We start from the raw sequence: 12,979 nt of genomic DNA on the forward strand, positions 1-12,979 counted from the left end.
TTACTGCCGTCCCTTGGGAAGCACTGATAAGGATTTCACCCGTGCATTCCTCATTTCACACTGTTCACGCGCCCGAGCCCGAGCGCGTAGACCGCATTGCGCCCCGCCTTCTTCGCCAGATAGAGCGCGTCATCTGCATTCTTGAAGAGCTGCAGTTCATTGTCCTTCTCCGGATCAAAGGTCGCCGCGCCGACACTCACTGTAACATTTTGAGCAAACGGCATCTCGGAGGACTCCACCGTACGGCGAATGCGCTCCCCGACACGTCCTGCGACCGAGAGCGGTGCCCCCTCGAGGATGATGAAGAACTCATCGCCGCCCCAGCGGCAGCCCGCATCCGAGCCGCGGATCGTATGAGAGATCGCGTCCGCAACCGACAGGATCACCTTGTCCCCCATATCATGCCCATAGGTATCATTGACCCCCTTGAAGTGGTCGATGTCCATGAGGATGACGGAAAGCGGTGTCTTATTCTCCTGAGAACGCACCACCGCCGCCTTGAGCAGGCGCTCCATCTCACGGCGATTGAGGAGATTCGTCAGCGCATCGCGGCTCGCAAGATGACTGAGCCGCTGATTCGCCGTGAAGAGCTCCTCCTCAGAGACACGGATGAAATGCGACATGAACGCGAGCATCTTCCGATTGTAGGAGAGATGCGCCACGCGCTTCGTCTGCAGCTTAATATTCTTGACGTAGCCCGGATCTTCCTTCATCCCGACAAGCAGGACGTTCAGATTTGCCGTTGAGATCCGCCGCCCCACGCGTCGCACCTCGCCGAAGACAAACACGGTCGAGGCGGGGAATCCGGAGCACGGTGTCATCTCTGTCACCACGTCGTCGCCGAGCAGCAGATAGTGCCCGACACAGGAGGTTCCGAAGATCACCTGCGGGGAGAACGCGGTCATCTCGCGCGAATTCTCCGTAGCCTTCGACAAAATCCCATAGGGGTCGCCATAGGCAAGGCGGAACTTCGTCCCCTGCTCCATGGGAATGCCGAAGGTCAGCTCGCCCGAGCCCTCCTCAATCTTGATCGGCACACGCGCCGAGATCGAGCCGTCCTCCTCCTCGAAGCAGAGGGGAAAGAGCGCCGCATCCGAACTGAAATCACCATCGCCCTTGATGCCGAAATAGCGCTCATAGATCTTGAGCGGTACATCCCCATCCAGTTCCTTGATCGTACAGCCCTCCACGCGGGTTGCAACGATCTCGCGTCCGAGCGAATTCCATCCGAAATTGCGTACCACATGGACATCCAGCGTCTTCCCGTGGAACACAACTGCGAGCATGCCAAGCTGCATCGCCACACCATCCGCAATGATGTAGCCGTGTGCCTCCATCGGGGCAGCATCGACAAACGCACCGAATACATCAATGCGCTCATCAATCGCAGAGAATCCCTCAAACAAATCATTGATCTGATCCATCAGACCGACGACAAAGAATTCAATGACCTTCGTATGCGGCCGCGCGCCGACAAAGTGCACAAAGTGCTCCTTCGTCGCCGTATCCGAAGTATTTCCTTCCACGGTGACAAATTCCACCTGAGACGCCTCAAACGCCGTAAAGGTCAACATGACGCCGTCCGTATCAAGGCGCAGATCCGCCATCTTGAGCACACAGGTATGCGCCAAGATCCGCGCATCGGGGAACAGCTCGCGTATAGCGCCCTGCATGCGGAGCGCCTTTGCCATCGGCATCTCGTACGGTGCCGCAATGGTGATGAGCAGAGACTCAATATGTGGAATCCGATCCAGCTTTTCCTTTGCCTGCTCCGCCTTGCACTGGGCATCGGCGGTACCGGAAACGATATACGTCAGCTGCTGCATATATCCTCCTTGGGGAGTCGCTGCTCCATGCTGCAACTCCGAGAAATGAGGGGGCTTGTGCCCCCTGATTCGATTCTCCGTATCGACTGCGACCGTTTACTTTGCATAGTCGACGACGCGCGTCTCACGAATGACCGTCGCCTTGATCTGCCCCGGATATTCGAGATCGCCCTCGATCTTCTTTACAATGTCGTGGACGAGCACGGCAGCGCCCGCATCATCTACCTTGTCCGGCTTCACCATGACGCGGATCTCGCGCCCTGCCTGAATTGCAAAGCAACGCTCCACGCCGTCAAACGACTCGGCGATCTCCTCGAGCGCCTTGAGTCGCTTGATGTAGGACTCGAGGCTCTCACGGCGTGCCCCCGGCCGTGCTGCCGAGACCGCATCCGCCGCAGCGACGAGCACCGCCTCGATCGTCGTCGCCTCCTCATCGCCATGATGGCAGGCAATGATGTTGATGACTTCCTTGGACTCGCGGTACTTGCGCGCGAGATCGGCGCCGACCGTCACATGAGGCCCCTCAACCTCGTGGCTGACCGCCTTGCCGATGTCGTGCAGGAGTCCGCCGCGCTTGGCGAGCATGACATCACAGTCGAGCTCTGCCGCCATGAGACCTGCGAGATGCGCGACCTCGATGGAGTGTGCGAGCACGTTCTGCCCGTAGCTCGTCCGATAGCGCATGCGTCCGAGGAGACGCACGAGCTCAGGATGGATGCCGTGGACGCCCGTCTCGAACGTCGCCTGCTCCCCCGCCTCCTTGATGCGCTGATCGACCTCACGTCGCGCCTTCTCGATCATCTCTTCGATGCGTGCGGGATGAATACGCCCGTCCTGAATCAGCTTTTCGAGCGCAATGCGCGCAACCTCGCGCCGCACAGGGTCGAATCCGGAGAGGATGACCGCCTCCGGCGTATCGTCGATGATGAGGTCGATGCCCGTCAGCGTCTCGAGGGTGCGGATATTGCGCCCCTCACGCCCGATGATGCGCCCCTTCATCTCGTCGTTCGGCAGAGCCACAACCGAGACCGTCGTCTCCGCCACATGATCAGCGGCGCAGCGCTGGATCGCCACGCTCAGGATCTCGCGTGCCGCCTTGTCCGCCTCGTCCTTTGTCTGCTGGATGTACTCCTTGATCTTCCGTGCCTTCTCATGCTTCAGCTCTTCCTCTGCCTCCGCCATGAGAATCGTGCGAGCCTCCTCTGACGAGAGCCCCGAGACGCGCTCGAGCTCCTGCTTCTGGGTCTCGTAGAGTGCTGTAATCTCAGCCTGCGTCTTGTCGATGCGTGCCTCCTTGCGGGCAAGCCCCTCTTCCTTCTTTTCGATGGATTCGAGCTTGCGGTCGAGATTCTCCTCCTTCTGAATCGTGCGGCGCTCAAGGCGCTGAATCTCGCTGCGGCGCTCCTTCGTATCTCGTTCGAACTCCTGCCGCTGGCGCTGGATCTCCTCCTTCGCCTCGAGCAGTGCTTCCTTCTGCTTTGTCTCAGCCTTCTTTCCGGCTTCTTCGACAATGCGCTTTGCTTCGTCTTCGGCTGATCCTATCTGAGCCTCCGCCGTGCGTCTGCGTGCAACATAGCCCGCAGCAACACCAACGGCGACAGCAATAATTACCGTTAGTAATTCAGTAATAATAACGGCCACCTCCTTTTTCATAATGCAAAAATGCCTATAGAATACTTCTATCCATTTTAATGTTTTTTCTCTATAGTGTCAAGAATTCTGTGCGGTCTGCCAGACTTGCCGACTGAATGATTTATTTTATTTTCACAGACACTTTATAACCTCTTTTACATGGAAGAAGCCGCATTTCATCGCTTATAATATGTTCACGGCTTCATGGAAGGAGTAGGAAAATGAACAAGAAAAAATGGATGCGCAAGGGGATTGCGCTCGCACTCTCAGCGGCAATCACAGCGGGCGTTGCAGTGCCGCCCGCCACGGCTGAGGCAAATACGGGTAGGATCATCGGCGCAATCATCGGCGGTGCGGCTGCGGCAGACGAGATGAACAAGCAGATCAAGTACTACAACACGACCGAAGAGGGACGTCAGGCACTCTTTCAGGAACTGCAGGAAAAATACGGCGTGTATTACCGCTGGGATCTGAACAGTCAGCTTGACCGCATCTTTACGAATCTCACGGCGGCAATCGGCTCCATGGATGCGACCGTCTATGACCGCCCATACAATTATTTCATCAATCAGCAGGAGGGGTTCAATGCCTTCTGCACGCTTGGGCACAATATGAGTGTCAACGTCGGGCTCTACAGCTATCTCTCGAATGAGGACGAGATCGCCGTCGTGCTCGCCCATGAAATGGGACACGGACAGAAGGATCACCCCGCCAAGGGCATGAAGCGCTCACTCGGGCCTACCATACTCGCGAACGCGACGGGTACGGTGCTCGGCGCGATCGCTGCAAATATCTGGAACGGGCAGGGGCTCACGAAGCCGATGGAGTGGGAGGCGGACAACCTCGCATTTGAGTACATCTCACGCTCTCCGTACAATCCAGGCGCAACGGCTGCTGTATGGCAGCGCGTGATCGACCTCTCGGGCAACAACTCCGCGAATGCGTTTGACATCATGTCGGGCGCTGCCGATCATCCGTCGAATTCCTCCCGCCGCGACAATTACGCGAAGAAACTCACGGAGATGAGCGGCGGCAAGGTGACAGTCGATGACGGCGATGTCTATGTGAACAAGAAGCGCCTTCTGACACCTGCCCCCGCCGGCGGGATGAGCTCTGCAGAGCGTGCCTACTTCGTCATGGGGAATCTTGCAGCCGCCTACCGCAACGGGCACGCCGCCTCCGCCGCCTACGCGGACGGACGTACCGTCATGCTCGGGGCGCAGCCCATCATCAGCTGCACGGACGGCGACACAAGCGCTGCTGAGATTGCAGCGCTGCTGAATCAAATTAAATAACTACAGAAAATAGGAGCCCTTGCAGTTGACTGCAGGGGCTCCTATTTTTTACCGTCTTGGAAATCTGCGCAGTGCGCGCGGCTTCCCGAGCACCTCGGCAAGCACGATCGCCTGCTTCATCGTATCCGGTGTCAGCTGCGGCAAGAGTGCCGCATGCGCATGCGCGTGTCCGCCCGTATGCGGCACGGCTGCGGCAGCAGCCATCTGCTCTGCAGCAAGGCGCTCCTCTCGCTCACGTGCGCGTTTGGCGCGCAGTGCCTCCCGCTGCTGCTCCTCCCACCGCGCGCGTAGTTCCTGCGCGCGCAGCACCTCCGCGTCAACAGTGATCTGTACATCGCGGGGAGCGCCGCGCAACGGTGGAATCTCAAAGCTGCCCGTTTGTGCCGTGTGCTTCTTCGGCCGCGGGATATCCTGCGGTACCGTCGGCGGCGGCACTTTTTTTCTACCGCGCACGCGATCGTCAAAGACGGCAAGTGCTATGGCAACAGCAATGACAATGAGGAATTCCATATACTTCGCCTCACTTTACGGGCGGTGTTGGATGCTTCTCATCGCTCTTGCCCGCAGAGCTGATTGCCTGACGCATATCGGTGTCGGACTGGATGTTGTTCAGCTGATAGTAGTCCATCACGCCGAGCTTACCCTCGCGCAGCGCCTGCGCCATTGCGTGCGGTACCTCCGCCTGCGCCTCGACAACCTTTGCCTCCATCTCCTGCGTGTACGCCTTCATCTCCTGCTCGCGTGCAACCGCCATTGCACGGCGCTCCTCCGCCTTGGCCTGCGCGATGCGCTTGTCCGCCTCCGCCTGGTCGGTCTGAAGCTCCGCACCGATGTTGCGCCCGACATCGACATCCGCGATGTCGATGGAGAGAATCTCGAATGCCGTCCCCGCATCGAGCCCCTTGCCGAGCACCGTCTTGGAGATGTCATCGGGATTTGCGAGCACGTCCTTATGGTTCTCTGAAGAGCCGACCGTCGTGACAATGCCCTCACCGACACGCGCGATAATCGTCGGCTCGCCCGCACCGCCGACGAGACGGTCGATGTTTGCGCGGACGGTGACACGTGCCTTGATCTTGAGCTCGATTCCGTTCGCCGCGACAGCGGAGACAATCGGTGTCTCAATGACCTTCGGGTTGACGCTCATCTGCACGGCGTCAAGCACATCGCGCCCCGCGAGATCGATCGCCGCCGCACGCTCGAACGGCAGCGCGATCTGTGCACGATGGGACGCGATGAGCGCGTCAACCACCTTATCCACGTTGCCGCCCGCAAGGTAGTGCGCCTCGAGCTGGTTCACGCTGACATCCAGCCCCGCCTTATTCGCCTTGATGAGCGGGAGTACGATGCGGCTCGGCGGAACGCGGCGCAGACGCATGCCGATCAGAGACATGATGCTGACCGAGACATTTGCCGAGATCGCGGATATCCAGAGTCCGAGCGGCACAAAGTGCAGAAAGATGGATACAGCAAGAATGACGATGACAATGAGGAATGCTCCTCCAAACAGAGTTCCCATACGTACCTCCTTAGTATTTCTGCCCGATGGCTAGCTATGCCTCGCGCACGACGACGCGGCTGCCGTTCACGGACAGGACAACAATCTGCTTCCCTTTTTGAATATACGCGCCCTCCGAGATGACATCCACGGGGCGGCCGTCAATGCGTGCCGTCCCCGAAGGACGCAGCTCCGTGAGCACCTCGCCCGTTTTCCCTACAAGTTCGGACTGCTCCGCCGCGCTGACATAGCCCTCCTCTGTGCGCGAGCTCTTCTGCAGAACGATCTTGTTCCACAGTTTGCTCGACGGCAGACGCGAGACGATAAGCATGAAGAGCACGACGGAGATCACGAGTGCGATCCCGAGCGCCGCGAGTGCGCCGATGTCCCCGCCGAGCGCGAGCACAATGCTGTAGAGCATTGCCGCAACACCGAGCCCCGCGAGCAGCCCCACGGTCGGCAGCAAGATCTCCACGATAATCATGAGCACGCCCGCAAGAAAGACCGCTATGTGATAGAGTTCCACGAGTCCCCGTGTATATTGGCTGCCCCAGAAGACCGCCGCCGCGACAATGCCGAGCAGGACGCCCACACCGAGGCCGCCTGTCTTGATCTCCACCATGATGGAGAGGAACATGACGGCGAGCAGCAGCACCTGAAGTACACCGACATCGACAATAAGATTCATAGAAGCCCTCCTCCTTACGCGAAAAAACCTCCACGCAAGCTGCGCGGAGGTTCCTATGCTGAAAATGGTCGGAACGACGAGATTTGAACTCACGACCTCTTCCACCCCAAGGAAGCGCTCTACCAAGCTGAGCTACGTCCCGAACAAATGGTATTATAACGGTCTTTTCTCGTTTTGTCAATCCCTTTGCGTCATCTGCTTCATGAGACGGAGCGCCCCGATCTCGACCCCCGTCTCGCGTGCGACCTGCTCGATCGTACGTCCCGCACGCAGAAGTGCACGTGCCTTGATGATCGCTTCGTCCTCCTTTGCGGGTGCTTCCGGTTCTATGGGAGGAGCTGGAGGCGGGGGCACAGATGTATCAGGAAGCTGTGTGCGCTGCAGCGGCATCGGCTGCCCGTGTGTCGGAGGTGGAGGCGCCGGTCGTTCCTGCGGCAACGCGGCGCGTGGCGCGGGCGGCACATAGACCTGCGGCGCAGCCCCTGTCGTATACGGCTGCGCTGGAGGCTCTGCCGTGGCACGCGCCTGCTCACGCAGAATGGATGCGTGCAGAACGGCGGCGAATTCATCGCCGTCCGTACGCCGCGCCTCCTGCACCTGTGGCATGAGAGACGCGGGTGTCTCCACCGCAGGAATTGCCTTGGGAGCAACAGGAACAGACGCGGTCTGACCGAGATCGCGCAAGCGGCGTTCCAACTCCTCAATGCGCTGGCGCAACGCCCACTCGAGGCGCTGCGCATCTGCAACGCGCGTCTCGAGGCGCACGCGCCGATCATCCGCCTCACGCAACAACCCCTCGAGTTTCGTCACATGAGAGCCGAGACGCTTGATGATGGTGTCAGCAGACTGCTGCAGCTCCTTTTTCAGCTTCTCAATGGATTCCGCAAGATCCTCATCCGCCTCATCGCTGCGTTGACGCCGATGAAGAACGTAGCGCACGATGAGCAGAAGAATCGCCCCGAGGATGATGAGTGCCCCCAGAATTTCGGTAACAGAAATAATAACAGGACGCCTCCCTTATCCACATTTCAAAAATCAAAAACTGATGTCAAGATGCACGCCGCGACTCGGATCGGCAGCCAGTCGCTGCAGCAGCTCTGGCCCGTGATCCTCGCGGTCACGGCGTCGTCCATCGCCGCCGCGACCGCCCTGCCGCCGCTCACGCTCCGGATCATCCTTCACACGCGCATCCTCGCTGGCCTGCTCCTTTGCCCGCACCTGCTGACGCGCGAGTTCAGCATCCTGCCTCTGACGGATGGATTCAAAACTCTGCTGGACGTTGACCTGATTCTGCATATTGCTTTGGACGTTCCCTGCCTCATTGGACTGCGGGATCATCATCTGCATGCTGATTGGCGTGACATTCATGACGGCACCTGCCTCTCTTCAAAAGACTCCTATAGCAATCTGTCCATCGAGCATCTGCAAGCGTGCGTGATGCAGCTCCTCTTCCACGGACTTCTTCACACCGCTGATTGTGACGTTCACCCCGGGATAGATCGTATCCGAGGCGGCCACGGAGCCGCGCTTCATCTGCTCCAGCTCCTCCTCCATCTGTGCGAGCTTCTCCTGCATCTTCTTGATCTCGTTGGCAAGAGGGAACTGCGCGTGCGTCATCTCGACGAGCTGCTCCCGCCGACGCTCGGAAAGGCTCGTAAGAGGCTGTTTCTTCAGCGTGTCAAGCGAGAGACGGATTTCCGTCAGACGCTTGACCGCCGCCTGGCATTCCTTGAGCAAGGTATCATGCTGATGCTTGAGGTTCGGGTCGATGCCGACATCCAAATTCGTCTGAACATAGAAGTTATTGCCCATCACCTTGGCACGGATGGACTCGCCTGCGCCAACCTTGCCGCCCGTAATGATGCCGCGCCGTCCCTCGACGCGGACGTGATGACCCGCACGCATCTCCGAGTGCAAAACCACATCGTTGACAAAGATGTCGCGCCCTGCAACGATATTCGCATTCTCAACAAAGGAGATGCTGATGTCCTCAGCGGCGTAAATCTTTCCGATGTTCATGCCTCGAATGCCGCCATGCACAATGACGTTGCGTCCCTCAACCTGCGCCCCGCCGATCATGCCCCTGATCTCAACATCTCCGGATGCCTTCACGACAAAGCCGCTCTCCACATCGCCCTTGATTTCAACGCTGCCGGCAAAGTCGACATTGCCCGTGCCGACATCGACGCTCGTGTCAATGACGAGATGAGGATCGACGCCAATCTTCTTCCCATCATCTACGATCTGCCCGTCGATGAGCGCGACGAGTTCGTGCTCATTGACGATCTTCGTATTCTTTCCCTGTGGAAGCACTGCCGGTTTCCCCGGCTTTGCGGGAACCTCTTCGCCAAACACATTGGTGCCCGCCACGCCGCTGGTCTCTGGAATACGCACGGCAAGCACATCGCCGATCTGCGCACGGATAAAGATGTTCATATCCTTATAGTCCACGCGGTCATAGGCGCGCTCAGCAGGCCGCCCCTTTGCACCCATATCGAATTTCTTTTCGATGCGCGCATCGACGCCCGCCTCTGGTGCCGTTCCGCGCGCTGCCATAAAGGGAGTCAGACGCGCAACACCGCGCCCGATGGCATCGCGGTCAATACCATAGGTAACCTTCTTTGCAGCGAGCGCATCCAACACATCTGAGACATCAGGCGCCAGATTGCCCCGCTTCTCATCGAAGCGGACTGCAACACTCATTGCATCCCGTGCAATTTCAATCGTAAACGGGATGACCTCATTTTCCCCATCGTCTGCTGAAGCCATATCCAGTTTCACCTCGAATCCATCCGCCGCACGCACAAGGCGCGCCACTTGAAGTTCATCATAATCCGCGATGCGCGCCTCCTTGAGGCGCTGCTTCAGTGTCTCAAGGTCAATCGCTGGATTGTCCTTGGTCGCCGGATAGACGGTCAGATAACTACCGTCCGCTTTGACAACAAGCTGAAACCCTTCCTTGACATTCCCTACTGTTCTCTCCACAACATCACTTCCGATCCTTCAAAATTGCGCCTTTATTATAACTTTTTCCCCCAGTTTACAACACATCATACTTCTTCATTCATACGTGCAAGCGACCCCCGCATGCGGAAGATTGCCTTCGTATGGAGCTGCGAGATCCGCGCCTCGGAGAGGTGCAGAATCGCCGCAATTTCCTTGAGGGTCATCTCGTCGTAATAATAAAGCGCAACCACCGTGCGCTCCTTCTCGGGAAGTTTCTCAATCGCCGCAGCAAGGGTCTCCTTGACCTCAGTCCACTCCGCATGTTCTACGGGGCCGTCCTCCATGGAGGCCGGCGTATCCGTGCGCAGATATTCCTCCAGTGGGATGATGGTCGCCGCGCTGACCTGTCCCTCGAGGTGGTGCAGCCCTTCAACCGTGAGATCCAGCTCCTCAGCAAGCTCTTCATCGCTTGCCGTGCGTCCGAGCTGGCCTTCGAGACGCGCAACCGCCTTCTCGTATTTTTTGATGTTTTGACGCACGCTGACGGGAATCCAGTCCTTTGCACGCAGATGGTCGAGCATCGCTCCGCGTACACGCACACCGGCATAGGTCTCAAATTTATTGCCGCGCGCGAGCTCATAGCGCTCAATCGCATCGAGCAGCCCAAAGAAGCCACTGCTCAGGAGATCCTCCCGGTCAACATGCTGCGGAAGACTGATGGAAATCCGCCCAGCAACAAGACGAACGAGCGGCAGATAATGCTCGGCGATGCGGTTGCGTACGTCAACGGTCTTTTCCGTCGCGTATGCCTGCCACAGTGCATCAATATTTTCTGCCGGCTGCTCCGCCATCTGCATCATCTCCTCTCAGCTCCCAAAAACACACTCAGGCCGGTGCAGCCACCGCTTCATCCCCCTCCGTTTGCGGGGTTCTCATGTGGACAAAGGATTTCTCCTCAAGGGGCTGAAAGTTCGTCGGTGCGGCAAATTCCTCCGCTGCCTGCTCCCCCTTCTCCACCGCATCGAAGTCGATGTCATCCGCATCATAGTGCTGCGTCTTCATGTCCTGCATCCGGGCAGCCGGCTCTTTGTCAAACGCCGCCCATGCCTTCGCCTCAAGGATAAATGTCACGAGATAGGTGAATACACCGGCGCAGAGAAATGCGATGAGGCTGCGCAGAAGCGCTGTTGTTACACGCGCATCCCCGATCATGCCCGTAATAAATACAACAAGTGCTGCAATGACAGCAAAGACCAGAGCCATGCCGAGTTTGAACATATCTTCACCTTCCTCCCTAGGGAATCGCTGATAAAATAAAGTCCGTCAGATTGGCGTAGATTTTTTCGTCCGAACGAGGAGGCAAACCAGACGCATAGCAGAGGCTATGTGGAGGATTTGCAGGCGTTGTGCGGGCAAAAAAGATGCGCTAAGATGGCGGTGCTGAATTTATCAGTGCCTCCCTAGATTGTTTTATCTCCCTTGCTGACAGTCTTCACCGTATAGGTTCCGTCATTCAGGTCGATTGCAACCGTACGCCCGTAGTTGAGCCCCGTATCCTGCGCGAGGAGACGGATGCCATGCTGTGCAAGCAGCTCCTTCGCCGCTTGTGCATTGCGCTCTCCGACACGCATGACACTCGTCGTATTCGAGAACGCGAACATCTGCGCACCGCCCGCAATCTTCGCCACAAGACGCGACTTTACACCGCCGAGCTTCAGGACATCTGCGAGCATGAGAGGAAATCCCGTATCGATGAATTTTGCAGGGGTGTCCGATGGACGCGCCTGTTTGCTGTCCGGCAGCATATAGTGGAGGAGTCCCCCCACCTTTGCCTGTGGATCGTAAAGTGAAAGTCCGATACAGGAGCCCAATCCATAGCTGATCAATGTGGATGGAGCTGCGCCGACTTTGTAGTCGGCCATACCGACTTTTATCAAATCCGGCATATCATTCAACTCCTACCGCATTCATAATGCTGCTGAGGGATCCGGGGTCGGGCACAAGGAAGAAATGCCCGCTGATGCTCCGATCCTCCGCGACAAAATTCGTTTCGATGAGCAATGCATGATCGCCCATCTCGCCAAGCTGAACCAGAACGACGTTGAGAATCGCCCCCGCCATATCCACGGCAAGCGCAGGAATCGACGGTAGCATGCTCATGCCCGTGAACGTATAGAACGCATTCAGATAGGAGCCTGCAAGAATGTTGCCAATCTCCATGAGCGCCGATTCGTCCATCGCATCAAGCTCGGTCGTCTCCCCCCGATCACGTCCAAGCAGTGTGTCCACGAGTGCAAAGGCACTGTCTCGAGGGATGAGGAAGAGAATATTGCTCGGAGCCTTGCCGTAAACGCGCAGAAAAATACCGACGACGACCAGTTCCGGTCCGCCGACAAATTCTGGCACATCTTCAATTGGAACAAGCGCCACATGGGGCACATTCATCTCAATACGACGCTGAATGAGACGAGAAAGCGCCGTCGCGGAGTTTCCCGCGCCGACGTTTCCAATCTCTCTGAGCACATCCAGCTGCAGCTCTGACAGTTCTGTCAGGTTCTCATCTACGCTCATTCACTCTACCTCTCGTCATGGGGCAATGATCGGGAAGCTCCGATCCTCTTATTTCGCTTCCTTCGGAAGTCCGACGATCTCCTCCAGATTGAGAAGGACGATGAGGCGTCCGTTGATATTGCCGATCCCGCTGAGGAAACGGCTGCTCTCGCGTGCATTTGTCGCCTTCTTCGTGTCGACAGGCGCATTCTCGAGGCTCAGAACCTCGGTCACAGCATCGACGAGCATGCCGACGTGGACATCCTCAACGGATACTGTGACAATGCGTGTGCGGTCAGTATACGGGGTCTCCGCAAGCCCAAGGCGCTGCTTGAGGTCGATCACGGGGAGCACCGAACCGCGCAGATTGATGACGCCCTTGATAAAGTCCGCTGCAAACGGAACGCGCGTGATGTCCGTCAGATTACGGATCTCCTGTACGTTCAGAATGCTGACGCCGTATTCTTCATCGCGAAGATTGAACGCCACATACTGCGAGTTCTGCGGCGCATTTCCCTGATTCATATCCTCTGCCATCTTCTTT

The 12,979-nt window shown here is 57.7% G+C and carries 14 protein-coding genes, 1 tRNA gene and 1 pseudogene; 2 read left to right on the forward strand and 14 right to left on the reverse strand.

Features of this window, described 5'->3' with window-relative positions:
- Window positions 1-50 precede the first annotated feature (50 nt).
- A complete protein-coding gene (locus HMPREF9163_RS07500; RefSeq protein ID WP_009441149.1) occupies window positions 51-1,826 on the reverse strand; it encodes a diguanylate cyclase in 1,776 nt (591 codons plus the stop codon).
- 96 nt (window positions 1,827-1,922) lie between these two features.
- A complete protein-coding gene (rny, locus tag HMPREF9163_RS07505) occupies window positions 1,923-3,479 on the reverse strand; it encodes a ribonuclease Y (RefSeq protein WP_009441150.1) in 1,557 nt (518 codons plus the stop codon).
- Between the two features lie 200 nt (window positions 3,480-3,679).
- Between rny and HMPREF9163_RS07510 the strand changes: the two genes are divergently transcribed.
- Window positions 3,680-4,753 carry a M48 family metallopeptidase gene (locus tag HMPREF9163_RS07510; protein WP_009441151.1) on the forward strand — a complete coding sequence of 358 codons (1,074 nt, stop codon included), beginning with the start codon at window positions 3,680-3,682 and terminating at the stop codon, window positions 4,751-4,753.
- A gap of 48 nt (window positions 4,754-4,801) precedes the next feature.
- Here the strand turns inward: HMPREF9163_RS07510 and HMPREF9163_RS07515 are convergent, their stop codons facing one another.
- From HMPREF9163_RS07515 to HMPREF9163_RS07555, 9 genes are all read right to left on the reverse strand, one after another.
- Entirely contained in the window at window positions 4,802-5,263 is a 462-nt protein-coding gene (locus HMPREF9163_RS07515) for a hypothetical protein (protein WP_009441152.1), read from the reverse strand.
- A 10-nt stretch (window positions 5,264-5,273) separates the two neighbouring features.
- Window positions 5,274-6,272 (reverse strand): flotillin-like protein FloA, encoded by a 999-nt coding sequence (floA, locus tag HMPREF9163_RS07520; protein WP_009441153.1) that lies wholly within the window; start codon window positions 6,270-6,272, stop codon window positions 5,274-5,276.
- A 34-nt stretch (window positions 6,273-6,306) separates the two neighbouring features.
- Complete coding sequence (locus HMPREF9163_RS07525) at window positions 6,307-6,939, reverse strand: NfeD family protein (RefSeq protein WP_009441154.1); 633 nt, start codon at window positions 6,937-6,939, stop codon at window positions 6,307-6,309.
- 65 nt (window positions 6,940-7,004) lie between these two features.
- A tRNA-Pro gene (locus HMPREF9163_RS07530) sits at window positions 7,005-7,081 on the reverse strand.
- A 35-nt stretch (window positions 7,082-7,116) separates the two neighbouring features.
- Entirely contained in the window at window positions 7,117-7,878 is a 762-nt protein-coding gene (locus HMPREF9163_RS07535) for a hypothetical protein (protein WP_009441155.1), read from the reverse strand.
- Between the two features lie 96 nt (window positions 7,879-7,974).
- Window positions 7,975-8,307: a hypothetical protein gene (locus HMPREF9163_RS07540; RefSeq protein ID WP_009441156.1), complete on the reverse strand. Its 333-nt coding sequence runs from the start codon at window positions 8,305-8,307 to the stop codon at window positions 7,975-7,977.
- 18 nt (window positions 8,308-8,325) lie between these two features.
- Window positions 8,326-9,924: a DUF342 domain-containing protein gene (locus tag HMPREF9163_RS07545; RefSeq protein WP_009441157.1), complete on the reverse strand. Its 1,599-nt coding sequence runs from the start codon at window positions 9,922-9,924 to the stop codon at window positions 8,326-8,328.
- A 65-nt stretch (window positions 9,925-9,989) separates the two neighbouring features.
- Complete coding sequence (locus HMPREF9163_RS07550; protein WP_009441158.1) at window positions 9,990-10,745, reverse strand: FliA/WhiG family RNA polymerase sigma factor; 756 nt, start codon at window positions 10,743-10,745, stop codon at window positions 9,990-9,992.
- Between the two features lie 25 nt (window positions 10,746-10,770).
- Window positions 10,771-11,163 (reverse strand): hypothetical protein, encoded by a 393-nt coding sequence (locus HMPREF9163_RS07555; RefSeq protein ID WP_009441159.1) that lies wholly within the window; start codon window positions 11,161-11,163, stop codon window positions 10,771-10,773.
- 57 nt (window positions 11,164-11,220) lie between these two features.
- Between HMPREF9163_RS07555 and HMPREF9163_RS12520 the strand changes: the two are divergent.
- Window positions 11,221-11,349 (forward strand): annotated as a pseudogene (locus HMPREF9163_RS12520) (secretion protein HlyD); the annotation flags it as partial.
- On the opposite strand, the gene HMPREF9163_RS07560 reads toward HMPREF9163_RS12520, so the two are convergent.
- The 3 genes from HMPREF9163_RS07560 to HMPREF9163_RS07570 are packed head-to-tail and all read right to left on the reverse strand — an operon-like array spanning window position 11,346 to window position 12,972.
- Window positions 11,346-11,831 carry a chemotaxis protein CheD gene (locus HMPREF9163_RS07560; protein WP_009441160.1) on the reverse strand — a complete coding sequence of 162 codons (486 nt, stop codon included), beginning with the start codon at window positions 11,829-11,831 and terminating at the stop codon, window positions 11,346-11,348. The pseudogene HMPREF9163_RS12520 and the gene HMPREF9163_RS07560 sit on opposite strands and share 4 nt — an antisense overlap.
- Window position 11,832: 1 nt before the next feature.
- Window positions 11,833-12,456 carry a chemotaxis protein CheC gene (locus tag HMPREF9163_RS07565; RefSeq protein ID WP_009441161.1) on the reverse strand — a complete coding sequence of 208 codons (624 nt, stop codon included), beginning with the start codon at window positions 12,454-12,456 and terminating at the stop codon, window positions 11,833-11,835.
- 48 nt (window positions 12,457-12,504) lie between these two features.
- On the reverse strand, window positions 12,505-12,972 hold the full coding sequence (locus tag HMPREF9163_RS07570) for a chemotaxis protein CheW (RefSeq protein WP_009441162.1): 468 nt from the start codon (window positions 12,970-12,972) through the stop codon (window positions 12,505-12,507).
- Window positions 12,973-12,979: the final 7 nt, after the last annotated feature.

Source organism: Selenomonas sp. oral taxon 138 str. F0429, from assembly GCF_000318175.2.
In the GTDB taxonomy this organism is placed as follows: domain Bacteria; phylum Bacillota; class Negativicutes; order Selenomonadales; family Selenomonadaceae; genus Centipeda; species Centipeda timonae.

Coding starts and splice junctions, on each gene's coding strand:
- rny (WP_009441150.1), bottom strand. CDS start 3,479: ATGAAAAAGGAGGTGGCCGTTATTATTACTGAATTACTAACGGTAATT.
- HMPREF9163_RS07515 (WP_009441152.1), bottom strand. CDS start 5,263: ATGGAATTCCTCATTGTCATTGCTGTTGCCATAGCACTTGCCGTCTTT.
- HMPREF9163_RS07565 (WP_009441161.1), bottom strand. CDS start 12,456: ATGAGCGTAGATGAGAACCTGACAGAACTGTCAGAGCTGCAGCTGGAT.
- HMPREF9163_RS07550 (WP_009441158.1), bottom strand. CDS start 10,745: ATGATGCAGATGGCGGAGCAGCCGGCAGAAAATATTGATGCACTGTGG.
- HMPREF9163_RS07525 (WP_009441154.1), bottom strand. CDS start 6,939: ATGAATCTTATTGTCGATGTCGGTGTACTTCAGGTGCTGCTGCTCGCC.
- HMPREF9163_RS07540 (WP_009441156.1), bottom strand. CDS start 8,307: ATGAATGTCACGCCAATCAGCATGCAGATGATGATCCCGCAGTCCAAT.
- HMPREF9163_RS07560 (WP_009441160.1), bottom strand. CDS start 11,831: ATGCCGGATTTGATAAAAGTCGGTATGGCCGACTACAAAGTCGGCGCA.
- HMPREF9163_RS07570 (WP_009441162.1), bottom strand. CDS start 12,972: ATGGCAGAGGATATGAATCAGGGAAATGCGCCGCAGAACTCGCAGTAT.
- floA (WP_009441153.1), bottom strand. CDS start 6,272: ATGGGAACTCTGTTTGGAGGAGCATTCCTCATTGTCATCGTCATTCTT.
- HMPREF9163_RS07500 (WP_009441149.1), bottom strand. CDS start 1,826: ATGCAGCAGCTGACGTATATCGTTTCCGGTACCGCCGATGCCCAGTGC.
- HMPREF9163_RS07555 (WP_009441159.1), bottom strand. CDS start 11,163: ATGTTCAAACTCGGCATGGCTCTGGTCTTTGCTGTCATTGCAGCACTT.
- HMPREF9163_RS07510 (WP_009441151.1), top strand. CDS start 3,680: ATGAACAAGAAAAAATGGATGCGCAAGGGGATTGCGCTCGCACTCTCA.